Annotated in this window: 25 protein-coding genes and 2 pseudogenes; 6 read left to right on the forward strand and 21 right to left on the reverse strand. The window is 64.9% G+C overall.

Features of this window, described 5'->3' with window-relative positions:
• Positions 1–73: 73 nt before the first annotated feature.
• From ampC to pgi, 8 genes and pseudogenes are all read right to left on the reverse strand, one after another.
• The gene (ampC, locus tag GEV02_RS33870; RefSeq protein WP_408014869.1) at positions 74–1,171 is read right to left on the reverse strand and encodes a class C beta-lactamase; all 1,098 of its coding nucleotides are present in this window, start codon (positions 1,169–1,171) and stop codon (positions 74–76) included.
• Positions 1,172–1,933, reverse strand: a pseudogene (gene blaOXA / locus GEV02_RS33875) (class D beta-lactamase); the annotation flags it as partial.
• Positions 1,934–1,958: 25 nt separating this feature from the next.
• A complete protein-coding gene (gene blaOXA / locus GEV02_RS33880; protein WP_408014870.1) occupies positions 1,959–2,741 on the reverse strand; it encodes a class D beta-lactamase in 783 nt (260 codons plus the stop codon).
• Between the two features lie 192 nt (positions 2,742–2,933).
• Positions 2,934–3,776 (reverse strand): annotated as a pseudogene (locus GEV02_RS33885) (M56 family metallopeptidase); the annotation flags it as partial.
• A gap of 80 nt (positions 3,777–3,856) precedes the next feature.
• The gene (locus GEV02_RS31215; protein ID WP_008451275.1) at positions 3,857–4,711 is read right to left on the reverse strand and encodes an SIS domain-containing protein; all 855 of its coding nucleotides are present in this window, start codon (positions 4,709–4,711) and stop codon (positions 3,857–3,859) included.
• Positions 4,712–6,184, reverse strand: a complete 1,473-nt coding sequence (gene zwf, locus GEV02_RS31220) for a glucose-6-phosphate dehydrogenase (protein WP_152841696.1) — start codon at positions 6,182–6,184, stop codon at positions 4,712–4,714. It abuts the gene before it with no gap.
• A gap of 120 nt (positions 6,185–6,304) precedes the next feature.
• Complete coding sequence (locus tag GEV02_RS31225) at positions 6,305–7,201, reverse strand: SMP-30/gluconolactonase/LRE family protein (RefSeq protein ID WP_152841697.1); 897 nt, start codon at positions 7,199–7,201, stop codon at positions 6,305–6,307.
• 106 nt (positions 7,202–7,307) lie between these two features.
• A complete protein-coding gene (pgi, locus tag GEV02_RS31230; protein ID WP_152841698.1) occupies positions 7,308–8,957 on the reverse strand; it encodes a glucose-6-phosphate isomerase in 1,650 nt (549 codons plus the stop codon).
• A 209-nt stretch (positions 8,958–9,166) separates the two neighbouring features.
• Between pgi and edd the strand changes: the two genes are divergently transcribed.
• Positions 9,167–11,089: a phosphogluconate dehydratase gene (edd, locus tag GEV02_RS31235; RefSeq protein ID WP_152841699.1), complete on the forward strand. Its 1,923-nt coding sequence runs from the start codon at positions 9,167–9,169 to the stop codon at positions 11,087–11,089.
• A gap of 3 nt (positions 11,090–11,092) precedes the next feature.
• On the forward strand, positions 11,093–11,716 hold the full coding sequence (gene eda / locus GEV02_RS31240) for a bifunctional 4-hydroxy-2-oxoglutarate aldolase/2-dehydro-3-deoxy-phosphogluconate aldolase (RefSeq protein WP_008451265.1): 624 nt from the start codon (positions 11,093–11,095) through the stop codon (positions 11,714–11,716).
• 20 nt (positions 11,717–11,736) lie between these two features.
• Here eda and GEV02_RS31245 read toward each other — a convergent pair whose 3' ends face one another.
• The 6 genes from GEV02_RS31245 to GEV02_RS31270 all read right to left on the reverse strand — a co-directional run bounded on the left by GEV02_RS31245 (position 11,737) and on the right by GEV02_RS31270 (position 15,362).
• Entirely contained in the window at positions 11,737–12,024 is a 288-nt protein-coding gene (locus GEV02_RS31245; RefSeq protein ID WP_152841700.1) for a BrnA antitoxin family protein, read from the reverse strand.
• Complete coding sequence (locus GEV02_RS31250; protein ID WP_152841701.1) at positions 12,008–12,298, reverse strand: BrnT family toxin; 291 nt, start codon at positions 12,296–12,298, stop codon at positions 12,008–12,010. The genes GEV02_RS31245 and GEV02_RS31250 overlap by 17 nt, the downstream gene beginning before the upstream one ends.
• Positions 12,299–12,361: 63 nt before the next feature.
• Positions 12,362–12,877 (reverse strand): hypothetical protein, encoded by a 516-nt coding sequence (locus GEV02_RS31255; protein WP_152841702.1) that lies wholly within the window; start codon positions 12,875–12,877, stop codon positions 12,362–12,364.
• Between the two features lie 48 nt (positions 12,878–12,925).
• The gene (locus tag GEV02_RS31260; protein WP_008451263.1) at positions 12,926–13,237 is read right to left on the reverse strand and encodes a hypothetical protein; all 312 of its coding nucleotides are present in this window, start codon (positions 13,235–13,237) and stop codon (positions 12,926–12,928) included.
• A 65-nt stretch (positions 13,238–13,302) separates the two neighbouring features.
• On the reverse strand, positions 13,303–13,866 hold the full coding sequence (locus tag GEV02_RS31265; protein WP_152841703.1) for a hypothetical protein: 564 nt from the start codon (positions 13,864–13,866) through the stop codon (positions 13,303–13,305).
• 53 nt (positions 13,867–13,919) lie between these two features.
• Positions 13,920–15,362, reverse strand: a complete 1,443-nt coding sequence (locus GEV02_RS31270; RefSeq protein WP_152841704.1) for a cytochrome P450 — start codon at positions 15,360–15,362, stop codon at positions 13,920–13,922.
• A gap of 92 nt (positions 15,363–15,454) precedes the next feature.
• On the opposite strand from GEV02_RS31270, the gene GEV02_RS31275 reads away from it, so the two are divergent.
• Positions 15,455–16,303, forward strand: coding sequence for a helix-turn-helix domain-containing protein (locus tag GEV02_RS31275; RefSeq protein WP_152841705.1), 849 nt, complete (start codon positions 15,455–15,457; stop codon positions 16,301–16,303).
• Positions 16,304–16,310: 7 nt separating this feature from the next.
• Here the strand turns inward: GEV02_RS31275 and GEV02_RS31280 are convergent, their stop codons facing one another.
• From GEV02_RS31280 to GEV02_RS31300, 5 genes are read right to left on the reverse strand one after another with little or no spacing between them, the layout of a single operon-like run.
• Complete coding sequence (locus GEV02_RS31280) at positions 16,311–16,739, reverse strand: VOC family protein (RefSeq protein WP_328595960.1); 429 nt, start codon at positions 16,737–16,739, stop codon at positions 16,311–16,313.
• Positions 16,736–17,206: a DUF6265 family protein gene (locus GEV02_RS31285; RefSeq protein WP_152841707.1), complete on the reverse strand. Its 471-nt coding sequence runs from the start codon at positions 17,204–17,206 to the stop codon at positions 16,736–16,738. Before GEV02_RS31285 ends, GEV02_RS31280 begins: the two co-directional genes overlap by 4 nt.
• Positions 17,207–17,230: 24 nt before the next feature.
• Positions 17,231–18,205, reverse strand: a complete 975-nt coding sequence (locus tag GEV02_RS31290; protein WP_152841708.1) for a sensor domain-containing diguanylate cyclase — start codon at positions 18,203–18,205, stop codon at positions 17,231–17,233.
• Complete coding sequence (locus tag GEV02_RS31295; protein ID WP_152841709.1) at positions 18,202–18,828, reverse strand: chemotaxis protein CheC; 627 nt, start codon at positions 18,826–18,828, stop codon at positions 18,202–18,204. Before GEV02_RS31295 ends, GEV02_RS31290 begins: the two co-directional genes overlap by 4 nt.
• A 2-nt stretch (positions 18,829–18,830) precedes the next feature.
• Entirely contained in the window at positions 18,831–19,202 is a 372-nt protein-coding gene (locus tag GEV02_RS31300) for a response regulator (protein WP_152841710.1), read from the reverse strand.
• 224 nt (positions 19,203–19,426) lie between these two features.
• On the opposite strand from GEV02_RS31300, the gene rpiA reads away from it, so the two are divergent.
• Both rpiA and GEV02_RS31310 read left to right on the forward strand, forming a co-directional pair.
• Positions 19,427–20,104 carry a ribose-5-phosphate isomerase RpiA gene (rpiA, locus tag GEV02_RS31305; RefSeq protein WP_152841711.1) on the forward strand — a complete coding sequence of 226 codons (678 nt, stop codon included), beginning with the start codon at positions 19,427–19,429 and terminating at the stop codon, positions 20,102–20,104.
• Positions 20,105–20,191: 87 nt separating this feature from the next.
• Positions 20,192–20,554 carry a hypothetical protein gene (locus GEV02_RS31310; RefSeq protein ID WP_152841712.1) on the forward strand — a complete coding sequence of 121 codons (363 nt, stop codon included), beginning with the start codon at positions 20,192–20,194 and terminating at the stop codon, positions 20,552–20,554.
• A gap of 43 nt (positions 20,555–20,597) precedes the next feature.
• Here the strand turns inward: GEV02_RS31310 and GEV02_RS31315 are convergent, their stop codons facing one another.
• Positions 20,598–20,870: an oxidative damage protection protein gene (locus GEV02_RS31315; RefSeq protein WP_008451241.1), complete on the reverse strand. Its 273-nt coding sequence runs from the start codon at positions 20,868–20,870 to the stop codon at positions 20,598–20,600.
• Positions 20,871–20,904: 34 nt separating this feature from the next.
• Positions 20,905–22,215, reverse strand: coding sequence for an amino-acid N-acetyltransferase (argA, locus tag GEV02_RS31320; protein WP_008451239.1), 1,311 nt, complete (start codon positions 22,213–22,215; stop codon positions 20,905–20,907).
• A 55-nt stretch (positions 22,216–22,270) separates the two neighbouring features.
• Here argA and GEV02_RS33180 point away from each other — a divergent pair.
• A partial coding sequence (locus GEV02_RS33180; protein ID WP_408014868.1) for a hypothetical protein occupies positions 22,271–22,501 on the forward strand: 231 nt, incomplete at its 3' end.

Below are 22,501 nucleotides of genomic sequence, written 5' to 3' on the forward strand. Positions count from 1 at the left end.
TTGTTAAAGAAAGCGAAATCCAATAGTCTCCATATTGTCACGCAATAAAGGTCAGTTTGCCGATTAGGCAAGATCATTCCCGGTGTTGCTCCAGCTGGGACAGGATGCGGTAGGCGGCCTCGATCCGCGCCGCGCCCGGATAAAATTTGTTTGCCAGCATGACGATGCCGGTTTTCCGGCCGGGGCTGAACAGCACGTAGGCGCCGAAGCCGCCGGTCGATCCGGTCTTGTGGAGCAGCGCATCGGCTTGCGGCGCCAGCGGCGGCGTCAGCGGCGTGACCGGATTGCTCTTCCACGTCACCTGTTCGGACGCGCTGACCAGCAGGCCCGGCAGGCCTGCGGCGGCGGGATATTGTTCCCAGATCAGATCCTGGGTCATCGCGCCGAGCTTGAAGTAGCCGATGTGCGTGGCCTCGACCGCCTGGCGCAGCGCTTCGTCCAGCTTAGCCTGGCCCAGGTTGGCGTCGACGAAACGGATCAGGTCCGCCGCCGTGGTCTTGATGCCGTAGGCCTCGGGTTCCAGCACGGCGGGATGGACGCGCACCGGCGCGTTGGCGTCGTTATAGCCTTGGGCGTAGTGCGTCATCTGGTCCGCCGGCACCTTGATGTAGGTTTGCCGCATGCCCAGCGCGGGCAGCAGCTGCTTTTCCATCGCGTCCGCAATCGGCAGCCCCATGCTCTGGGCGCTGACCATGCCCAGCAGGCCGATGGTCAGGTTGGAGTAGGTCCGGCTGGCGCCGGCGGCGCCGGCCGGCTGTTGCCAGCTTCGGTAGAAGTCCATCAGCTGATCGTAGTTCTTGACGTTGTCGGGTACCTGCATCGGGAATTCGCCGGCCGTGTGCGTGCCCAGGTGGATCAGGTTGATGTGGTCGAAACTGCTGCCGCGCAGCGCCGGCACATGCTGGCTGACCTTGTCGGACAGCGTCAAGCGGCCCTGGGCTTGCGCGTAGGTGGCCAGCGTGGCCACCAGCGTCTTGCTGACCGAGCCGACCTCGAACAGGGTGTCGCGGTCGACGGGCTGGCGGGTCTCGCGCGAGGCGAGGCCGTAGTTGAAGACGTAGTTTTTACCGTGATCGGTGAGCGCCAGCGCCATGCCGGGGACATCGTATTTTTTCATCAGCGGCTCGATGGTCTGGTCCACCGTTTCCCTGAGCAGTGCCTCCTGCTCCACGGAGCCCAATAACAGCGGGAGTTCCTTGAGCAGCGCCTCGCGCGCCAGCATGCCGGCCGGGACATCGTTCGGCTGCGTGTCATCCCTTTGCATCAGGTGCGCGAAGCTGAAGCTGCGCTTGCCCTTCGTTGCCCAGCCCACGTACCAGCCGTAGCCGGAGGCGGAACCGGTCTTGCCGTGGATGCGCCAGCCCGCCAGCGGCTGGTCGCGCTGCGTCAGGCGCGCGGTCATGTCGTAGGCGCGGGCGCTGACGCCCAGCTGGCGGTTGACCACCTTGTTCAGGAAAGTCAGCTGCTCCAGCGGCGAGATCTTCAGCGACGACGAGATCCATGACAAGGTCAGGCCGTCATGTTCGGCATCGCCCGCGACGTCGGCGTTCCCGTACTTGAATTTGCTGGCGTAGCCGGCGAAGCGCGGCATGCCCAGTTGCTGCGTCACCTGCTGCGAGTACCAGACCACCGAGTCCTTCATCCACTTGGTGGGATCGGTATCCTGGCGCCAGTCGTCGCGCCAATCGACATAGCCTGCACGGAACGGCAGCTTGGGCGTGCGCTGGTCTTTCAGGATGCCGGCGTCGTAGCCCATCAGGCTGATGGCGATCTTGAAGGTCGACGCCGGCGTTACCTGGCGCTGGCAGTCGCCCCGCTGGAACAAGGTCGGGCCGTTGCTGTCGGCAAGCGCCGTGCACACTTCGGTGGCGTGGGCGGCGGAAATAGGGACGAGACTAGCCAGCGCCCCCAATATGATGTGGCGAAAATTCATACAACTCCTTTGTGTTTGCGTGTGTTTAGAGCGCGTCCAGTTGCGCAGGCAGGTCGCGCAGGAACGCGTCCCTGGTTCTGGGGCCGGCGGCGGAGCCGGCCTGTTTGTCCGCCAGTACCAGGCGGGAAAAGACCACGGTGCGCCCGTCCTTGGTGGCCCAGCCGACAAACCAGCCGTAGCTGTGCTGCGGGTCGTCGCTGCCGTCGGCCAGCACCGGTGAGGCGGTGCCGGTCTTGCCGTGGATTTGCCAGCCGTTCGGCAAGGTGCCCAATGCGGTGAGGCGGGCGGTCATGTCGTAGGCGTGTGCCGACAGCGGCAATTGCCGGTTGACGACCTTGCGCAGGAAGGCCGTTTGCTCGGCCGCCGATATCTTCAGGCTGGACTCGATCCAGGACATGGCCAGGCCGTTGTCCTTGCCGGCGTCGCCCGAGGCATCCAGGTTGCCGTAGCCGAAGCTGTTCAGATACTGCTGGAAGCGGCGCGCGCCCAGATTGGCCGTCACCTGCTGCGCGTACCACACGGTCGAGTTGCGTATCCAGCTGGTCGGATCGGTCGTGGCGCGCCAGTCGGGGTTCCAGTCGATGTAGCCGTGCTTGAACGGCAGGCTGGGGGAATGCTCGTCGCGCAGTATGCCGCTGTCATAGCCCATCAGGCTGACGGCGATGTTGAAGGTGGATGCCGGCGTGACGCGCTCGTCGCAATGGCCGTCGTGGACCAGCCGCGCGCCGCTGGCGGCATCGACCATTTCCGTGCAGCTGAAGGTGGCCGGCGTTGCCGCCTGCGCTGGCGAGGCGGCGCGGTCGGCCAGGGCGGGCTGGAACACCAGGCTGGTGGCGAAGATGGCCACCAGTCCGGCGACGGCGGCGCCGCGCGCCCACGGCCCGTGCGGCGCGGCGCCCGGTTCGCGGATCAGGCTGATGCGTGCCGCCACCGTGCGGGCGCTGACGCCGCCGAAGGCCAGCGCTGTCTTGGCCCGATGCGTGACCGGATGCGGCTGCAAGCGCAGCTGCGCCACCAGCGCGGCCGCATACGCTTTGCGCTGCGCCGGCGGACGGTTGCGCAGCACGTCGCGGTCGCAACCGAGTTCCTGCGCCCAGGCCAGGTTGTCGCGCAGCAGGCGCATGAAGGGATTGAACCACAGCAGCGTTTGCAGCACGATGCCGGTGCTCATCCATTGCAGGTCGCGACGGCGCAGATGCATGAGTTCGTGTTCGACGATCATTTGCTGCTGCTCCGGGTCGAAGCTGCGCAGATGGCGCGGCAGCAGCAGGTGCGGGCGGAACCAGCCGAACAGCATCGGCGAGATCGGCGCGTCCACTTCGATGATGGTGAGCGACGGCGCCGGCGTCGCGGCTGCATCCAGGCCGTGGTGCAGGCCCGGTGTGGCCAGGCGCTCGCCGGTGGCGGCCAGGCCGTTCAGCGTGCGGTGCGCTTGCAGCACGCGGCCCGTGGTGTAGGCCAGTCCCAGCAAGTAGAGCGACAGCCAGGCTTGCGCGCCGCCGGTCAGCCAGGCGCGGTAGTCCATCGCCGCATTGCCGCTGTCGGCCACGGCGGCTGCAGGCGCAGGCGTGGCGGCATGGTCCGGCGCGGCAGGCGCGGCCAGCATGGTTTCGGGGAGTTCAATCGGGGGAAGCAGGCGCAGGCGCTCGCTGTGCGGCAGCAGGATGACCAGGAAGGTCGCGATGATGGTCATCTGGCCCAGCAGCCAGGTGGAGCGTTGCACGGCGACCTGAGGCAGGTAGCGGCGGCAAGCGGCGGTCAATGCCCACACCACCAGGCCGGCGGCGACGCAGCCCAGGCTGGCAAGCAGGAAACGGAAAATCAGGAAGGTGGAAATGGCCATGCGACGCCTCTATGCGACAGATGTCACGCATTATGTGACACGTGTCGCAAGACGTCAAGAACCTTTGTTGTCCGGGGTGCTCAGCCGATGAAGGAGTCGAATTGCAGGTCGAACTCTTGCAGCGCCTTCTGGGCGTTCTGCATCTTCTTGCGGAACTCGGGGCCGCGTTGCAGCGCCAGGCCGACCGCCAGCACGTCGATCACCACCAGGTAGGCCAGGCGCGCCGAGATCGGCGTGTAGGGATCGATGTTGAAGATCAGGTCGATCGGGATCAGCACCGTCGCCAGGTCCGCCAGCGGCGTGCCCGACGGCGCCAGCACGATGACGTCGGCGCCGCCACGGCGCGCCAGCTTGATCGAGCGCACCAGCGACGGGCTGTTGCCGCGCTGCGAAATCGCCACCACCGCGTCGCCGGTGCGCAGCAGGGCGGCGGCGATACTGTGGATGTGCGGATCGGCGTAGGCCACCGTCGGCACGCCGGAGCGGAAGAACTTGTGCTGCGCATCCGCCGCCACGATGCCCGATGTGCCCTGGCCGTAGAACTCGATCTTGTTGGCCTTGGACAGGATGTCCAGCGCCTTCTGGATCGCCTCGGGGTCGAGGTTGTTGCGCAGGTCGAGCAGCGTGTTGATCGAGCGGCTGCAAATCTTGTTGACCAGGTCTGCGGCCAGGTCGTCCTGGGTCGGCTGCTCGTTCAGGCCGGGCAGGGCCAGCGCCAGGCCTTGCGCCAGCTTGAGCTTGAACTCATGCCAGCCATCGTAGCCCAGCGTGCGGCAAAAACGCACCACGGTCGGCTCGGACACCTGCGCGCTCTTGGCGAGCGCCGTGATGTTCTGGCTGACCGTCTGGCCCGGATGATCGAGTACGGCCAGCGCGACCTTGCGCTCCGATTTGGAGAGCGAGTCGAGCTGGGTACGGATGGAGTCTAAAAGCATTTAATCCTCAGGCAAAGCTTCTTCGCGCCACTGCAGGCCATCGCGGCCGATCAGTGCCGATGCGGCGGCAGGGCCCCACGTGCCGGAGGCGTATGGAATCGGGAAACTGTCGTCGGCTTCCCAGTTGTTCAGGATAGGTTCGACCCATTCCCACGCCGCTTCCAGCTCGTCGCCGCGCATGAACAGGGTCAGCTGGCCGCGCAGCACGTCGAGCAGCAGGCGCTCGTAAGCGTCCATGCGCGGAGATTTGAACGACTCGCGGAAGTCCAGTTCCAATTCCGCCTGCTTCAGGCGCATGCCGTCGCCCGGCGTCTTGGCCATCAGGTTCATGCGCAGGCCTTCGTCCGGCTGCAAGCGAATGACCAGCGAGTTGGGCTGGAAGCTGTTGGTCGGCTGCGCGAAGATCGAATGCGGGATCTGCTTGAAGCGCACGACGATCTCGGCCAGGCCGTCGGCCATGCGCTTGCCGGTGCGCAGGTAGAACGGCACGCCGGCCCAACGCCAGGTATCGATTTCCGCCTTCATCGCGACGAAGGTCTCGGTGCGCGAATGTTCCGGCGCATCCGGTTCGTCGCGGTAGCTCGGTACGGCCTTGCCGTCGACGTGGCCGGCGCGGTATTGGCCGCGCACGATGTTCTGCGCCAGCGTGGTCGGGGTGAATTTTTTCAGCGAACGCAGCACCTGCAACTTCGCATCGCGCACGGCGTCCGGCGCGATCGAGGTCGGCGGCTCCATGGCGACGATACACAGCAGTTGCAGCAGGTGGTTTTGCAGCATGTCGCGCAGCGCGCCCGAGGTGTCGTAGTAGCCCATGCGGTTGCCCACGCCCAGTTTCTCGGCGATGGTGATCTGCACGTCGGAGATCCACTCGCGGCGCCACAGCGGCTCAAACAGGATGTTACCGAAGCGCAGGGCCAGCAGATTCTGCACGGTCTCCTTGCCCAGGTAGTGGTCGATACGGTAGATCTGCGATTCCTCGAAGACCTTGCCCACTTCGGCGTTGATCTGCTTGGCCGAGGCCAGGTCGCGACCCAGCGGTTTTTCCAGCACCACGCGCGAGTTCTTCGTCACCAGGCCGTTGGTCTTCAGGTTCTCGCAGATCTGCGAGAAGATCGCCGGCGGCGTCGCCAGGTAGTAGACCTTGGTGATGGCGTCGTCCTTGCGCAGCGCCTCGACCAGCGTCTTGTAGCTGTCGGAATCGGTGGCGTTGAGCGACACATACACGATGCGGGCGGTGAACTTGGCCCAGGCGGCCGGCGTGACGGCCGGCGACTTGATGTGCGGTTTGGACGTGGTCTCTACCGTGTTGAGGAAGTCTTGCTGGCTGGCGTCGGCGCGGCCGACGCAGATGATGCGGGCGGTGGCCGGCAAGTCGTTGGCCACGTCGCGGGCGTACATCGCGGGCAGCAATTTGCGCATCGCCAGATCGCCGCTGCCGCCAAACAGAACCAGGTCAAAATCGGTAAGAGCCATAATTATTCGCAGTATGTAGAGTGCTGAAAGAGGGATGTCCAGTCGTGACCGTAAATTTACTACGTAAATTATCGTTTTGCAAGAAAATTTACTACAAATGCTGCGGTTGCAGCATATAGTTTATTCGATATACGCAGGCTCCGTGCGGCCGGCCACATCGACGCTGATCGCCAGCAGCTTGCCGCTGAGCGGATACTGCGCCAGTTCGGGCGCGGGACGGGCGCCGGCGCTGGTGACGTACAGCGTGCGCAGGTCGGCGCCGCCGAAGGCCATCATGGTCGGGCAGCGCACCGGCAGCGCGATCTCGCCGATCAATTCGCCGGACGGCGACAGCTTGACCAGGCGCGCGCCTTCGAACATCGCCACCCAGTAATTGCCTTCGCTGTCGACGGCGGCGCCGTCGGGACGGCCGCCGTAGTTGTTCTCCTTGTCCATCGAGAACTGGTGCAGCAGGCGCTGGTTGGAAGCGAGTCCGGTGGCGACGTCGAAGTCCAGCTTCGTGACGCGGTGGGCGCTGGTGTCGGCGTGGTACATGGCCGTGTAATCCGGGCTGAAACCGAGGCCGTTGGAGTTGGTCATGCCGCCCGACCAGGCTTTGCGGATCGCGCCTTTTTCGAGCACGAACATCTCGGCGGCCGGCTTGTCGCGCGGTTCGTAGATGGTGCCGACCCAGAAGCGTCCGGCGCCGTCGACGTGGCCGTCGTTGAAGCGGGTGATGGCGGTGTCGTAGGGCGCGGCGGCGATTTCGGTCAGGCGGACTTCATCGCTGCCGGTGTCCAGGTGCGCGAAGCCGCTGCGCATGGCGACCACCAGGCCGCCCTGGTCGCTGACGGCCAGTGTGGCCGGTTCGCTGGAGAGCTTCCACGAACGGTGCGCGCCGCTGGCCGGATCGAGGCGGTGCACGGTGAAGGCGGGGATGTCGACCCAGTACAGCGCCTGTTCCTGCGCGTGCCACAGCGGGCACTCGCCGGTTTGCATGACGGCGTCGTAGACTACTTCGATTGGATAGGTACTCATTGCATTGTTATCCGATGAGCCGTCATTCCCGCGTAGGCGGGAATCCATGCTGAGCCTATGTGGCAGGCGTTCTATGGATTCCCGCCTGCGCGGGAATGACTGGCGGTTAAATGTGCTGCGCGGCTTTGGCCATGATGATCAGGCCATTGGTGGAACTGTCGTGACGTTCCGGCTGGATGTCGCCGGTCAGCTCCGCGTGGATGTTCTTGGCCAGGACTTTGCCCAGCTCCACGCCCCACTGGTCGAAGCTGTTGACGTCCCAGATCACGCCCTGCACAAAGGTCTTGTGTTCGTACAGCGCGATCAGCGCGCCCAGCGTGGAAGGCGTCAGCTGGTCCATCAGGATGGTGTTGGACGGACGGTTGCCGGGGAAGGTCTTGTGCGGCACCAGTTCGTCGATTTCGGATTCGCTCAGCTTCTGCGCGGTCAGGTCGGCGCGCACTTCGGCGGCGGTCTTGCCGGTCATGAAGGCTTCCGATTGCGCGAAGCAGTTGGCCAGCAGCGAATCGTGATGACCCGGCAGGTCGTGCGTGGCGCGCAGCGCGGCGATGAAGTCGATCGGCGTGACGTCGGTACCTTGATGCAGCAGCTGGAAGTAGGCGTGTTGCGCATTGGTGCCGCACTCGCCCCACACCACCGGGCAGGTCGGCGTATCGACTTCGGCGCCGGCGCGCGTGACGCGTTTGCCGTTGCTCTCCATGTCCAGCTGTTGCAGGTAGGCCGGGAAGCGGCTCAGGTCCTGGTGATACGGCGCGATCGACAGCGAGCCGGCGCCCAGGAACTGGCGGTTCCAGAAACCGATCATCGCCAGCAGCACCGGCATGTTCTGTTCCAGCGGCGCCGTGCGGAAGTGTTCATCCATCGCATGTGCGCCGGCCAGGAAGTCGCTGAAGTAGCCGAAGCCCACCGCCAGCGCCACCGCCAGACCGATCGCCGACCATACCGAATAACGGCCGCCGACCCAGTCCCAGAACGGGAACATATTGGCCGGATCGATGCCGAAGGCCTGCACCGCCGCGGTGTTGGTGGAAACGGCGACGAAGTGGCGCGCCAGGTCTTCCTCTTTCGCGGACTGCAGGAACCAGCTGCGGGCGGTGCCGGCGTTGAGCATGGTCTCGGCGGTGACGAAGGTCTTGGAGGCGACGATGAACAGCGTGGTCTCCGGGTCGACCTGCGCCAGCGCGGCGTCCATGTCATGGCCGTCGACGTTGGAGACGAAGTGCATCTTCAGGCGCGGATGGGCGTACGAGCGCAGCGCCAGCACGGCCATCTTCGGCCCCAGGTCCGAGCCGCCGATGCCGATGTTGACGACGTCGGTGATCGGCTTGCCGGTGTGGCCCAGCCACGCGCCGCTGCGCACGCGGTCGGTGAAGCCCTTGATCTGGTCCAGCACCGCGTGCACGTCGTGGGCGATGTCCTGGCCGTCGACTGTCAGCGCCTTGCCGCGCGGCATACGCAGCGCCGTGTGCAGCACTGCGCGATGTTCGGTAAGATTGATCTTTTCTCCGCCCAGCATGGCGTCGCGCTGGCGCTCCACGCCGCGTTCGCGGGCCAGGTCCAGCAGTAGGCCGATGGTGTCGGCGTTCAGGCGGTTCTTCGAATAATCGAGGAACAGGCCGGCCGCGTCCACCGTCAGTTTGGGGAAGCGCTGCGCGTCGGCGGCGAACAGCTGGCGCAGTTGCCAGTCTTTTGCATCGGCGGCGTGGGATTCGAGGGCGAGGAAGCTGGAAGTGGAGGTCAGTGCTGGCTGGCGCATAATCATTGGGCGTCGTTAAGTCTGAGGGAGGGGATGCGTGAATGATACATGAAAAAGAGGTAAATTCACTACGGTTCCGTTAAAACTCTGCTTTCCGGGCTGCGCAGGGTGGGCGGTCAACAACCCCGGACGCGGGCGGGATAATAAAAGTAGGCTGAATTCGAAATTTTGTAGTAAAATTTCACGGAATTCATTCATAAGGAACGATCATGGCGTTGCATCCAGTCCTAGAAACCGTCACCGCACGCATCATCCAGCGCAGCAAGCCGTCGCGCGGCGCGTATCTGGCCCATCTTGAGGCCGCCCGCGTCAAAGGCGTCCAGCGCGGCGCGCTGGCCTGCACCAACCTGGCCCACGGCTTTGCCGCTTTCCCCGCCAACGACAAGCTGTCGCTGAAGGAACTCAAGAAGCCATCGGTGGCGATCGTCTCGGCCTACAACGACATGCTGTCGGCCCACCAGCCGTTTGAAGGCTACCCGGCGCTGATCAAGGATGCGGTGCGCGAAGTCGGCGCGGTCGCCCAGTTCGCCGGCGGCACGCCCGCCATGTGCGACGGCGTCACGCAGGGCCAGCCGGGCATGGAGCTGTCGCTGTTCTCGCGCGACGCCATCGCCATGTCGACCGCCATCGCGCTGTCGCACAATATGTTCGACGCCGCCGTCTACCTGGGCGTGTGCGACAAGATCGTACCGGGCCTGCTGATCGGCGCGCTGCACTTCGGCCACCTGCCTGCGGTGTTCGTGCCGGCCGGCCCGATGACCACCGGCCTGTCCAACTCCGAGAAAGCCAAGATCCGCCAGCTGTACGCGCAGGGCAAAGTCGGCCGCGCCGAACTGCTGGAAGGCGAATCGCAGTCCTACCACAGCGCCGGCACCTGTACCTTCTACGGCACCGCCAACAGCAACCAGATGCTGATGGAAGTGATGGGCCTGCACCTGCCGGGCGCTGCCTTCATCACCCCGAACACGCCGCTGCGCGACGAACTGACCAAGGCTGCCGCCCAGCGCGCCGCCGTCATCACCGCGCAATCGAAGGAATACCTGCCGGTCGGCCATGTGGTCGATGAGAAGTCCATCGTCAACGCCATCGTCGCGCTGCTGACCACCGGCGGCTCGACCAACCACACGCTGCACCTGGTGGCCATCGCCAAGGCGGCCGGCATCGTCATCGACTGGAACGACTTCGACGAGCTGTCGAAAGTGGTGCCGCTGCTGACGCGCATTTACCCGAACGGCAACGCCGACGTCAACCACTTCCACGCGGCTGGCGGCACCGGCTTCGTTATCCGCGAACTGCTGGACGGCGGCCTGCTGCACGACGACGTCACCACCGTGCTGGGCAAGGGCCTGCGCGCGCACTGCGCCGAGCCTTTCCTGGGCGAAGGCGGCAAGGGCGTTATCTGGAAAGATTCGCCGACCGAGTCGGGCGATGAGGCGGTGCTGCGCAAGATCACCGCGCCGTTCTCGCCGGACGGCGGCACCGTGCTGGTACAGGGCAACCTGGGCCGCGCAGTGATGAAGGTCTCGGCCGTCAAGCCCGAGCATCAGACGGTGGAAGCGCCGGCGCTGGTGTTCAACTCGCAGGAAGATTTCATGGACGCCTACAAGGCCGGCCAGCTTGACCGCGATTTCGTCGCCGTGCTGCGCTTCCAGGGCCCGCGCGCCAACGGCATGCCGGAACTGCACGCGCTGACCCCGGCGCTGGCCAACTTGCAGGACGCCGGCCGCCACGTGGCGCTGGTGACGGACGGCCGTATGTCTGGCGCGTCGGGCAAGGTGCCGGCGGCGATCCACGTGTCGCCTGAGATTCTGGCTGGTGGCCCGCTGGGCCTGGTGCGTGATGGCGACATCATCCGCGTTTGCGCTCGCACCGGCACGCTGGAGGCGCTGGTCGAATCGAGCGTGTGGCATTCGCGCTCGCTGGCCAACGCTGACCTGACGCCGAACGGCGTGGGCATGGGCCGCGAGCTGTTCGCCATGTTCCGCAACAGCGTGTGCGAAGCGGAGAAGGGCGCGACCACGTTCCCACTGCCGTCGCCGATTCCTACCACGGTGGGCCTGCATGACAAAGACCCGGTCGGCAACACCATGCCAGGCTCCGATGAAGATTACTCGATGAAGAAAGAAGCGTAAATCATGACCATGACTCTGCTCGATATTATGCGTACTTCGGCCGTGATCCCGGTGATCGCGATTGACGAACCTGAACATGCAGTACCGCTGGCGCGCGCGCTGGTGGCTGGCGGCATCCGCGTGCTGGAAGTGACGCTGCGCACCAAGCACGGCCTGGGCGCGATCAAGGCCATGTCGGCGGTGGAAGGCGCCATTGTCGGCGTCGGCACCTTGACGCAGCCGGAGGAGTTTGCTGCCGCGCGCGATGCGGGTGCAGTGTTCGGCGTATCGCCGGGCTTGACGCCGGCGCTGATCGCCGCCGCCAAGAGCAGCGGCCTGCCGCTGCTGCCGGGCGTGATGACGCCGTCGGAAGTGATGGCTGCGCGAGAGCAGGGCTTCCGTCAGTTGAAGCTGTTCCCGGCGGTGCCGGCGGGCGGCATCGGCATGTTGAACGCGATTGGCGGTCCGCTGCCGGACGTGATCTTCTGCCCGACCGGCGGCATCTCGCAAGAGACCGCGTCGCAATTCCTGGCGCTGAAGAACGTGGCCTGCGTAGGCGGCTCGTGGCTGACGCCGAAGGACGCCATTGCCGCTGGGGATTGGGAGCGCATCACTGATCTGGCGAAGGCGGCCAGCGGTTTGCGTTAAGCAGATAAAAAAAACGGCGCCTAAGGCGCCGTTTTTTTTTGACTGCCAATGTCGAGCAGGGAAAGCTCTTCTCTGATGACTTTTCTGAGTGAGGCTGCCGTGATCGGCTTGTTGCGATCAGTCGGCGTATTCATTGCAGCTCGGAGTGCGGTGTTGATCATGGTTTGATAGCCAGTTCCCTGCGTTTCCGCCTGATTGCGGAAGTGCTCGATAACATCATCATCCAACATGATGGTAATGCGAGTTTTCCCCGGTGACGCGATGACGGCGCCACGCTTGCCTTTGCTGAAATCATACTCTTTGCGCATGATATTGCTCCGCTTCGCCTTTGCTGGCCTTACGCGCGGAAATTAACCGAGTACGATCTCCACGCGGGGTGTGAATAACGACCAAAATTCGTGCGTTGGAATCTGATCCGAGCGTGACAAGGCGCTGCTCGTCCATCTCATCACAGTCGAGCATCGTGATGGCCATTGGATCGTTCAGCGCCTCCTCCGCTTGGGCAAAACTGACCTTGTGCTTGTTCAGGTTGGCTCTTGCCTTGGCGGGATCAAATTCGACGTTTGTATAGGAATTATGCATATCCTATACATATTGATTCAAGTGATGGCGGCTGCCTTGACCTTGCTCAATCCGTTAAATATGTTATCGATTCGGATTCAGGCAGAACAAGCCCGCCTTGGTCGCGAGCTCCAGTATCGGCGCGGCTTGTTCGCGGTTTTTGAAGTACAGGATGTTGGTGTCATCCCAACCCGCCGCATAGATGCAGCCCAGTTCCGGCAGGATGATGAATTGCGACGGCACGCCGTAGTCGTTGAAGCGCGACTGCCGCACAAAGCCTTCGCGGTCCGTGTAACGCTTCAGCACCAGCCTGGCCTTGGCCGGCCAGCGGCCGCGGTAGCGCAGCGTGTAGACCGGCGTCAGGTCGAACAAGGCCGCCCAGTGCTGCTCGAACTTCTTGTTGCGGCGTACGCGTTCTTCGCCTTCGAAGCAGTCCAGCAAATTCCACTCGCTCTCATCGTCGAGCCAGTGGTCGAACACGGAAATCGCCAGGCGCTCCATGCCGCCGTCCGAGTCCAGTTCGCGGATTTGCTTCAATTGCGGGAACTGCCGATCGATTTCGGCAGCGACGTTCGCGTCAACGCGAGACAGCATCTTCATATACTTCCTTGAGTGGTGGCCAGGCTTGCAAGGCCGAAGTATATACGCTCAGCCGCCCAGCTTGTTATAAAGGACGCCGGGCCAGCGCGCGGTGATGCGGCTGCAGTGCATTTCGAATTCGTCGCGGTCCTTGGTCTTCACCGACGAGAAGTGGTTGACGGCGATGCGGGTGGCGTCCTGCAAGGCGCCCGCTTCGGTGATCTGCTTGGGCAGCGGCTCGTCGCGGATGTGCAGCAGGTAGCGCACGTTCTTGGGCGCGGTGTTCTGGTCGTACCAGATCACCACTTCGATGTAGTCGTCCTCGTCTTCGGCTTCGGCGAAGCAGCGGCCGTGCCGCATGGTTTCAAATTTGAAGCGCATCGCACCTCCATCGTGATGACGTCTAGCGTATCACGACAACGAGGCGCGCGCGGCCTTGCAAGATGCTACTGGAAAGTGGCGAGGTATTTGGCGGGAACGGTTATGTCATATAGCCCGCCGGCGAAGGCCGCGACTATCAGCGCCGCCGCCGCGAAGCCGCACATCGAGAGCAGCGCGGTGGCGGCGCGCATCGCCGCCGCGCTCAATCGGTCCCGCGCCAGCCAGTGCAGCGCCCGCGCCAGATGGATGGCGATGGCCAGCACGGCGAAGAAGTAGTAGGGCAGGAAGAAGTAGCGATACGGCAGCACATGCATGCCGGCGGCGGCATAGTAGAAGTTCGTATCGAGCCCGAACTGCATGCGCCCGGTCAGCACCGCGCCCACGTGCACCAGCAGGAAGAAGGCCAGGTACAGGCCCGAACCGAGTTGCAGCAGATCGAGTCCCTGATGCCGCTCGCGCCAGCGGCGGCGGACGAAGGTCAAGCCGCTGGCGATCTGGCTCGCTGCACACAACAGCAGGATGATTTCAACCACGCGGTTGCGGTACACCGCGCGGAACGCCTCCATGAAACGGATGTGCGCCTCCACGCTGCCGACCGCCAGCAAGTGGTTGAACAGATGCAGTGTCAAAAAAACGCCGAGTACACAAGCGCCTGTGCGATGGATCTTGTGCAGCATAGGGCTCAGGCGGAGGCGACGCGTTCGCGCAGCCGCATGCGCAGGCCTACCGGCGACATGGTGAAAGCCATCAGCTCTTCCGGCTCCTTGCCGTCCACCGTGTCCAGCGTGGCGATGTCGAAGCTGCTGAGCAGCATGGCGCTGGTCAGCTTGATCTCCAGCAGCGCGAGGTAGCGCCCGGGGCAGGTGCGCACGCCGGCGCCGAAGGGCATCGACACATGCTTGTCCATCGCGCCGTCGCCTTTTTTCAGCCAGCGATCCGGATCGAACTGGCCGGCCTGCGGCACGTGGCTTTCGCTGACGCTGTCGTTCCGCATCACGCACCACACCAGGCCGCCCTTGGGTATCTGCACATCGCCGACCACGCTGTCGCGCAAGGCCTCCAGCGGCAGGAAGGGCGCCACCGGTTTCAATCGCATGGCTTCCTGGGCGCAGGCGTCCAGGTAGTCCAGCGCATCCATCTGTTCGATGGTGAAGGCGGTCGTATCGGGCGCGATCCGCAGCACTTCCTCGCGCGCCTTGCGCAGCGCGGCCGGGTTCTTTTGCAGCAGATACAGCATCCACGCCAGCGTGTTGCTGGTGGTGTCCTCGCCGGCCAGCAGCATGGTGGTGACATTGCCCGCCACGGCGACGTCGTCGACGCCGCTGTCGCCTTCGTCTGCCGCGCAGATCATCGCCTCCAGCAGATTGGCGGGACGCTCGCGCCGCTGCGGCTCGGCGGCCAGGCGGACGCGCGCGGTGGCGATCAGCTCATCGACCGCCTTGTCGAGTTCCCGCACGCAGTTGTCCAGATGATGGTCGCGCGGCAGCTTGACGTAGCGCCAGTAGGGGAACAGCGAGAACGAGCGGCGCGATACTTCCGGCAGGATGGTGTCCATGTGGCGCTGGATCACGTCCTCGCCGCCGTCGATGGTGTTGACTTCCGAGCCGAACGCCAGGCCGGCGATCACGTCGACGCTGAAGCGTTTCAGATCCTCGGTCAGGTCGATGGCGCTGCCGTCGCGCGCCGCCTGGCGCCAGCGCCGCTGCAGCCGCAGGGCGACCGACACCAGCGAAGGGAAGTAGGCTTTGACGGCGTGCGGCGCCAGCGCCGTCATCACCATGCGGCGCTGGTTGCGCCAGGCCGCGCCCTCGGCCAGGAACACGCCGGGACGGCCGCCCATCTCGTTCGATACCTGGGCCGTGATGGATGGACGGCGGAAGCCGTCGGGGCGGTCGCGCAGCACGGCGTTTACCAGGTCGTGCCCGGCCAGCACCACCGTCGTCGTCTTGCCGATGCTGATCTTGAACATGGGGCCATAGCGCTTGCTCCAGTCCTCGACGCTCTGGTGGATGTGCCGCAGCTCCATGTTCGGCAGGTTGCCCAGCAGCGGCCATGGACGCGGACCTGGCAGGCTGTCCACGGTGCGCAGGCGGGTGGCGGCGGGGGCGGTGATCGTATTCTCCATATCGGCTTCCTCTCGTTATGATGGCTTCATGATGCCGCGCCGCCGCCGGCGCGTATTGAACGTTTGCGACAGCTTTGGTATAAACTTTGCAAATGTCCGACACCGAACCATCCCTGACGCGTTTGATCGTGCCACCGTTTGCGCTGGCCTCCTGCGTGCGCGCCTACATCACGCGCAGCACGGTGGAGGCGCCGCTGACCGATCCGGCCGACCGCTTCAATCACTTCCCCGCCACGCCGCATTGCTCGATCACCTGGTTCATCGAAGGCGAGGCCGAAGTGGTCGAGCCGCCGGGCATGCCGAAGACTGAAATCCGCGCCGTGTTCGTCGGCCCGCAGACGCGGCCGATGGCGACCTACAATCCGGGGCCGGTGCGGATACTGATGGTGATGTTTTATCCGCAGGCGATGCACGCGCTGAGCGGCGTCGACGTGCCGGCCTGGGTCAACCGCTGGGACGACGCCGGGACGGTGCTGGGGCCGGAGTGGGCCGCGATGTCCGACGCGGTGCTGGCCGCGCCCGACGATGCCGCGCGGCTGGCGGTGCTGGAAGCCTTCCTGACGCCGCGCTGGCAGGCGGCGCGACCCGGCGGCGCGGGCGCGACGGCGGGCGACTGGGTGCGCCACCTGGCGTGGCAGGTGGCCGACACGGCGCTGGGCCGCGGCGTACGCAGCATCGAGCGCCACATCAAGGCGCGCGCCGGCCAGCCGATGCGCAAGCTGCTGCGCCTGCAGCGCGCGGAGCAATCGTTCTTCGACGCCCGCGAAGAGTTCCTGGCGGGGCGGGTGGTGTGGTCCGACGTGGCCGCGCGCGGCGGCTATTCCGACCAGGCGCACTTCTGCCGCGAGGCGCGCGAGATCACCGGCCACAGTCCGCACGAACTGGCGCGCATCATGAAATCCGAAGACGAAAGCTACTGGATCTACCGCATCTGGACCTGAGCCCTGATTAGCGCAGCGTGCCGCCCCAGGCGGCCGGGTCGATGTCGGCGATGGTTTGCGTGAAGGTCCAGATATGGCCGCCGGGATCGGCCACCGAGTACTGCCGCTCGCCGAAGGGATAGCCGGTCGGCGGGCTGAGCGAACGGGCGCGGGCCGCCATGGCGCGCTTGTAGTGCTGGTCGATGTCGCTGATGCGCACCATGATCGAATGGCAGGGATGCGGGCAGGGCGGCGCGGGACTGGGCCGCTGCGCCACCACCACCGCGCCGGCGCCGCCGTCGATGTCGAGCTGGATGCGGTGGTCGCCGATGCGCAGCCGTTCGCTGAAGCCGAACGCGCCGCACAGCCACTCCGCCGCCAATGCCACATCCGGATAGTGCAGCACCGGTATCACCGTCACCGCCTGGATCGACCGGTTGGGCGCCAACGGCGTCACAGCGTGCCTCCGCAGGCGCCGCGCACCAGAGGGAATTCGATGCGCTTGAGCGCGCCGTTGCGCAGGCCTTCGATGCTGGCGCGCAGCGTGGACGGCGCTTCGTAGCGGTAGATCACGCGCTGCGGAAAATCGTGCTCCAGGTTTTCAAATACCACCTCGGTGGCGCTCTGCACGATGGCGTGGAAGCTGGCCGCCGGCTTGCCGGCCGGCTGCGCATGGAACACCGCCTTGCCGTCGCCGCCGTCGGCGATGCGCATGAATTCGTACGTGACCAGCTTGCCGCCCCTGATGGTGCGGCCCATGCCCAGCATGGAGCCGGCGGCAGGCACGGTCCACTGCTCGCCCGAGCCTGCCTCGCCGGCGGGATCGACCCAGCAGCCGCTGAGCCACGACAGCTGCTCCAGCGGCGCCGCGTGGACGGAACATAGCGCGCCCCAGGCTGCCAATAAAACGGTAACGTTGCGCATACTGATCCTCGTTGTGGTGGATGGTCAAGCTGGCAGCATGGATTCGATGCGGTTGCGGCCGTTGCGCTTGGCCAGGTAGAGCGCGCGGTCGGCGGCGCCGATCAGCGCTTCGATCTCGACAGCCGTGTCGACCTTTTGCGTGGCGATGCCGATGCTGACCGTGACCTGGCGCAGCTCGGCGTTGTTGCGCTCGTGCGGGATGGCCAGCTCCTGCGCGCGGGCGCGGATCGCCTCGGCCATCACCGTGGCCTGCTCGACGTCGGTCTCCGGCAGTATCATCGCGAACTCCTCGCCGCCGTAGCGCGCCATCAGGTCGCACGGGCGCTTGAGCATGCCCGCCAGCGCGGCCGCCACCTGGATCAGGCACTGGTCGCCCTTCTGGTGGCCGTAGTGGTCGTTGTAGGCCTTGAAGTGGTCGATGTCGATCATCAGCAGCGACAGCGGCGTGCCGCCCCGCTTGGCGCGGCGGTGCTCCTTTTCCATGGCGACGTCGAAGTGGCGGCGGTTGGCGATGCCGGTCAGGCCGTCGGCGAAGGTTTGCGAGCGCAGCACCATGGCTTGCTCGCGCAGCAGCTTTTCGCGCCCGACCGCGATGCTGACATCGCTGATCTGGATCAGGCAGTGGCGCGGCGCGCCCTCGACCGCGATCGGCGTCACTTCCACCGCCTGCTGGATGCGCTCGTTGCGGGCGGCCGCCACAGGGCTGGCGTGCAGCGCGAACGGCGCCTTGTTGAGCGTCTGCGACAGCAGCGAGGGGAAGTTGTTGTACAGCGCCTGCTGGATCGCGGCCTCCATGCGGCCGCCGCGCAGGCCGGGGCAGACGGTGAAGAAATCGGCGCCGATCACCTTGTCGTGGCCCAGGCCGGAATGCTTGATCATCCACGAATTCCACAGCACGATGCGGCGTTCGTTGTCGAGCACGATGGCGCCCAGGTTCACCGTGCACAGCACGCTGTGCAGCAGATGCAGGCGGTGCGCTTCGTTCAGCGGATTCATCATGCCTGGCCCATTGCGCGGGCGATGTAGAGGTTGATCTGCTCCTTCAGATCGTGCAGCGCGGAGATGTCCAGCACGAAGGCGACGTAGCCGTGGATCTGGTGCTTCTCCAGCACGAAATCGATGTGCAGCATCAGCACCACGGTGTCGTGCTGGCTGCCGGAGGCGATCAGGATTTCATCGCTGGTGCCGACGTGGTACTGCGGCAGCGAACCCTGCAGCTCGCGCTGGAAGATGTTGGCCAGCGTGCCGACGCAGGAGTTGAGGATGATGTTGCCGATCTCGCACATGGCTTCCTGCTCCATCTCGGTCAGCTCCTTGAGCGGCACCGATTCGCCCACCATCAGGCGCACGATCTCCAGGCTTTTATCCTCGGGGAACATGAGGATGGCCTCGGTCGAGAACGCGCCCTCGTAGTGCTGGCTGACGCCGCAGATGGCGCCGGCCTCGGGCGCCTTGCCGTCGAGCACGCGCGCGGCCTCGGTGCGGTTGATGAAGCTCACCGACGGCACCGACATGCGCACCGTCTCGTTGACGATGGCGCTCATCGACGATGCCGCCTGGCCGACGCCGATGTTGAAGATCTCGATCAGCGCATCGTTTTCCAGCTCAGTCAGGGCGAACATGGTCACACCGCCTCCAGCGTGGCCAGCAGTTGCGCGATGCGCGCCTCGGTGATCGGTTTTTCCATGAAGCCGATGCCCAGCTGGGCCGCGCGTTCGCGCGTGGCCGTCTGCACATTGGCCGTCAGCAGCGAAATCGGGATGGCGGGGAATTCCTGGCGCAGCTGCTCGGCGGCGGCGATGCCGCCCATGCCGGGCATGTTGACGTCCATCAGGATCAGGTCGGGCGGCGTGGCGCGCGCCTTGGCCAGCGATTCCTCGCCGGTGCCGGCTTCCTCGACGATCCAGTCGGCGTGCAGGCCGGCGATGTACTGGCGGGCCATCATGCGCGAGACGCGGCTGTCATCGACAATCAAGACTGTTTTGGCTGGCGTCATGGCTCATCCCCGGCGATCGTTTTTGGACCTGCGTGAGCTTCATTCTCGCATATCCGGCCGCATCGCTGGCAAGCATCGTTGCATACACGCAGCGCTTGTGCCAGTCTGCGACACCGGCGTCCGCGAGGTGTTGTCTGAGCGCAATTTTTGGCTGAAAACGGTGGCGGACGGGGGCGATCCGTTAAAATAGCGGGATTGAATTTCCCCTCTCTTATAGAAACATCATGACCCAAGACGAACTGAAACAAGCCGTAGCCCGCGCCGCCATCGATTACGTGGTGGATAACGAGATCATCGGCGTCGGCACCGGCTCCACCGCCAACTTCTTCATCGACGAGCTGGCCAAGATCAAGCACCGCATCAAGGGCGCCGTGGCCTCGTCGGAAGCGACCGCGGCCCGCCTGCGCGGCCACGGCATCGAAGTGTTCGACCTGAACGACGTGCCGGCCATCGCCGTCTACATCGACGGCGCCGATGAAATCACCAATACCGGCGCCATGATCAAGGGCGGCGGCGCGGCGCTGACGCGCGAGAAGATCGTCGCTTCGGTGTCCGGCCAGTTCGTCTGCATCGCCGACGGCTCCAAGCTGGTCGACGTGATGGGCAAGTTCCCGTTGCCGGTGGAAGTGCTGCCGATGGCGCGCGCCTCGGTCACGCGCGCGCTGGCCGCCATCGGCGGCACGCCGAAGCTGCGCCTGAAGGCCGGCAGCGACGAAGCCTTCATCACCGACAACGGCGGCATGATTATCGATGTGGCCGGTTTGTCGATTACCGATCCGGTGGCGCTGGAGCAGCAGATCAACCAGATCGTCGGCGTGATCGCGGTCGGCCTGTTTGCCGCGCGCGGCGCCAACGTCTGCCTGCTGGGCATGGCGGACGGCGTCAAGACCCTGAAGTTCTAAGCGTGTCGTTCCCGCGCAGGCGGGAACCCATGCTGAGTATGGATTCCCGCGTGCGCGGGAACGACAGTTCACCTTACCCGGGCTTCCATGAAACGCTCCTTGATCCTCCTGCTGTGCGGCACGTCCTTGCTCAATGCCTGTTCGTTGCCTGCCTCGCGGGGCAAGGTGCGTGAGGAAGCGGCGGCGCCGCGCAAGCCGGCGCTGCGCACCACGGCCGACGATGGCACGCCGATCAGCTATGTCGACGGCGTCGAAATCCAGAAAGTGCCATTCCGCGCCGGCGTCTCGTCGGCGACGGTGGAAAACCTGGCCAAGCAGCAGGGCTGCCAGGGCGGTTGGGGTGCGGGCTTGGTGAGCGAACCGGGACCGGTCGAGGTGTATCGCATGACTTGCGAAAACGGCAAAGTTTTCATGGCAAGGTGCGAGTTAAAGCAGTGCAAAGCGATGTGAAGTACTACACACCGGCGGCGAGCGCCGCCGGCGTTGACCGGATTTACTCGGTAGGCGGCACGTAGCCCATGGCCGCGTCGGCGCCGTCGCCGAAGAAGTGTTTCTCCATCTGCGTCGCCAGGTATTTGCGGGCGCGCTGATCGGCCAGGTTCAGACGGTTCTCGTTGACCAGCATGGTCTGGTGCTTCAGCCAGGCCGCCCAGGCTTCTTTCGAAACCGATTCATAGATCTTCTTACCCAGTTCGCCCGGATACGGCGGGAAGTCCAGACCTTCGGCTTCTTTGTTGAGTTTGATGCATTGAACGGTGCGGGCCATCTGTGTTGCTCCTAAAGCGGTATGTAAAACGACATTATAAGGTCTTAATCAAAACCTGGGACTTGCGCTGCCAGTTGTACATGCGCTGGCGGTCCTTGGGCAGGGCGTCGACGGTGACGGGCACGAAGCCGCGCTTCTGGAACCAGTGCGAGGTGCGGGTGGTCAGCACGAACAGCTTTTGCACGCCGATGGCGCGCGCGCGGTTCTCCATGTGCTTGAGGATGCGCTCGCCGTCGCCCTGGGCTTGCACTTCCGGGTTGACCGTCAAACATGCCATTTCGGCCATTTTCTGTTCCGGGAATGGATACAGCGCGGCGCAACCGAAGATCACGCCATCGTGCTCGATGACGGAGAAGTAGTCGATTTCGCGCTCGATCAGCTCGCGGCCGCGCTTGACCAGCGTGCCGTCGGCCTCCAGCGGCTCGATCAGCTTGATGATGCCGCCGACGTCCTCGATGGTGGCCTGGCGCAGCGATTCCAGGTTCTCGTGCGAGATCATGGTGCCGACGCCATCGTGGGTGAACAGTTCCAGCAGCGCCGAGCCGTCCATGCTGAACGAGACGATGTGCGAGCGTTCGACGCCGTTGTCGCACGCCTTGATGCAGTGCTTCAGGTAGAAGGCGGTGGCGTCCGGCAGGAAGCCGGCCTGCAGCACGGCTTCGGCCTGGTGCGACGACAGTTCGCGGATCTCGGTGCCGCCGGCGTCGGTCATCATGCCGGTCTCGGTGATGAAGATCAGCTTGTCCGCATGCAGGGCGATGGCGGTGCTGCACGCCACGTCTTCCATGGTCAGGTTGAAGGCTTCGCCGGTCGGCGAGAAGCCCAGCGGCGACAGCAGCACCAGGCCGTCCGAGCCGAGGATGGAGTGGATGGTTTCGGCGTCGACCTTGCGGGTGACGCCGGTCAGTTCCAGGTCGACGCCGTCGATCACGCCCAGCGGACGGGCGGTGATGAAGTTGCCGGAAATGATGCGGATGGCCGCGTTGGACATCGGCGTGTTCGGCAAGCCCTGGCTGAACGCGGCCTCGATATCGAGGCGCAGCTCGCCGGCGGCTTCCTTGGCGCACTCCATGGCGGCGATGTCGGTGATGCGCACGCCGTTGTGGAAGCGGCCTTCGACGTTACGCAGGGCCAGCTGCTCGGCCACCTGCGGGCGCGAGCCGTAGACCACGGTGACGTTGATGTCGAGCGCGTGCAGCAGCGACAGATCGTGGGCCAGCACTTGCAGCGCGCCGGCGCTCACGAGCTCACCAGGGAAGGCGACCACGAAGGTCTTGCCACGGAAGGCGTGGATGTAAGGCGCGACTGAGCGCAGCCATTGGACGAATTGGGTAGGGTTTTCCATTAGCCGCATTATAATTCGGTGCGCGACTTCCGCGCCAAAACCTTTGTAAAAAACAATGTCAGAAGCCAGTAACAAGTCTAAAGGCGCGTCCAGCACGCCCGCCAGCACGCAGAACCGCCCCTCCCGCACCCCGCAAGCGCCCAACGCCCGGCCTGGGCAGGGCCAGCCACGCCCGCAAGGGGAGGCCCGTCCGCGCAGCGGCGAACCGCGTCCGGCAGGCCAGCAGCAGTCGCCGCGAGGCCCGCGTCCGGAAGGCGCACGTTTGGTAAGGATGCGGCGCCCACCG

The organism is Rugamonas aquatica (assembly GCF_009380215.1).
GTDB classification, from domain to species: domain Bacteria; phylum Pseudomonadota; class Gammaproteobacteria; order Burkholderiales; family Burkholderiaceae_D; genus Rugamonas; species Rugamonas aquatica_B.

Excerpts from the sequence above, each read along its gene's own strand:
- GEV02_RS31215 (WP_008451275.1), bottom strand. The coding sequence starts at position 4,711 with ATGCTTTTAGACTCCATCCGTACCCAGCTCGACTCGCTCTCCAAATCG.
- zwf (WP_152841696.1), bottom strand. The coding sequence starts at position 6,184 with ATGGCTCTTACCGATTTTGACCTGGTTCTGTTTGGCGGCAGCGGCGAT.
- GEV02_RS31225 (WP_152841697.1), bottom strand. The coding sequence starts at position 7,201 with ATGAGTACCTATCCAATCGAAGTAGTCTACGACGCCGTCATGCAAACC.
- pgi (WP_152841698.1), bottom strand. The coding sequence starts at position 8,957 with ATGCGCCAGCCAGCACTGACCTCCACTTCCAGCTTCCTCGCCCTCGAA.
- edd (WP_152841699.1), top strand. The coding sequence starts at position 9,167 with ATGGCGTTGCATCCAGTCCTAGAAACCGTCACCGCACGCATCATCCAG.
- eda (WP_008451265.1), top strand. The coding sequence starts at position 11,093 with ATGACCATGACTCTGCTCGATATTATGCGTACTTCGGCCGTGATCCCG.
- GEV02_RS31245 (WP_152841700.1), bottom strand. The coding sequence starts at position 12,024 with ATGCGCAAAGAGTATGATTTCAGCAAAGGCAAGCGTGGCGCCGTCATC.
- GEV02_RS31250 (WP_152841701.1), bottom strand. The coding sequence starts at position 12,298 with ATGCATAATTCCTATACAAACGTCGAATTTGATCCCGCCAAGGCAAGA.
- GEV02_RS31255 (WP_152841702.1), bottom strand. The coding sequence starts at position 12,877 with ATGAAGATGCTGTCTCGCGTTGACGCGAACGTCGCTGCCGAAATCGAT.
- GEV02_RS31260 (WP_008451263.1), bottom strand. The coding sequence starts at position 13,237 with ATGCGCTTCAAATTTGAAACCATGCGGCACGGCCGCTGCTTCGCCGAA.
- GEV02_RS31270 (WP_152841704.1), bottom strand. The coding sequence starts at position 15,362 with ATGGAGAATACGATCACCGCCCCCGCCGCCACCCGCCTGCGCACCGTG.
- GEV02_RS31275 (WP_152841705.1), top strand. The coding sequence starts at position 15,455 with ATGTCCGACACCGAACCATCCCTGACGCGTTTGATCGTGCCACCGTTT.
- GEV02_RS31285 (WP_152841707.1), bottom strand. The coding sequence starts at position 17,206 with ATGCGCAACGTTACCGTTTTATTGGCAGCCTGGGGCGCGCTATGTTCC.
- GEV02_RS31290 (WP_152841708.1), bottom strand. The coding sequence starts at position 18,205 with ATGATGAATCCGCTGAACGAAGCGCACCGCCTGCATCTGCTGCACAGC.
- GEV02_RS31295 (WP_152841709.1), bottom strand. The coding sequence starts at position 18,828 with ATGTTCGCCCTGACTGAGCTGGAAAACGATGCGCTGATCGAGATCTTC.
- GEV02_RS31300 (WP_152841710.1), bottom strand. The coding sequence starts at position 19,202 with ATGACGCCAGCCAAAACAGTCTTGATTGTCGATGACAGCCGCGTCTCG.
- rpiA (WP_152841711.1), top strand. The coding sequence starts at position 19,427 with ATGACCCAAGACGAACTGAAACAAGCCGTAGCCCGCGCCGCCATCGAT.
- GEV02_RS31310 (WP_152841712.1), top strand. The coding sequence starts at position 20,192 with ATGAAACGCTCCTTGATCCTCCTGCTGTGCGGCACGTCCTTGCTCAAT.
- GEV02_RS31315 (WP_008451241.1), bottom strand. The coding sequence starts at position 20,870 with ATGGCCCGCACCGTTCAATGCATCAAACTCAACAAAGAAGCCGAAGGT.
- argA (WP_008451239.1), bottom strand. The coding sequence starts at position 22,215 with ATGGAAAACCCTACCCAATTCGTCCAATGGCTGCGCTCAGTCGCGCCT.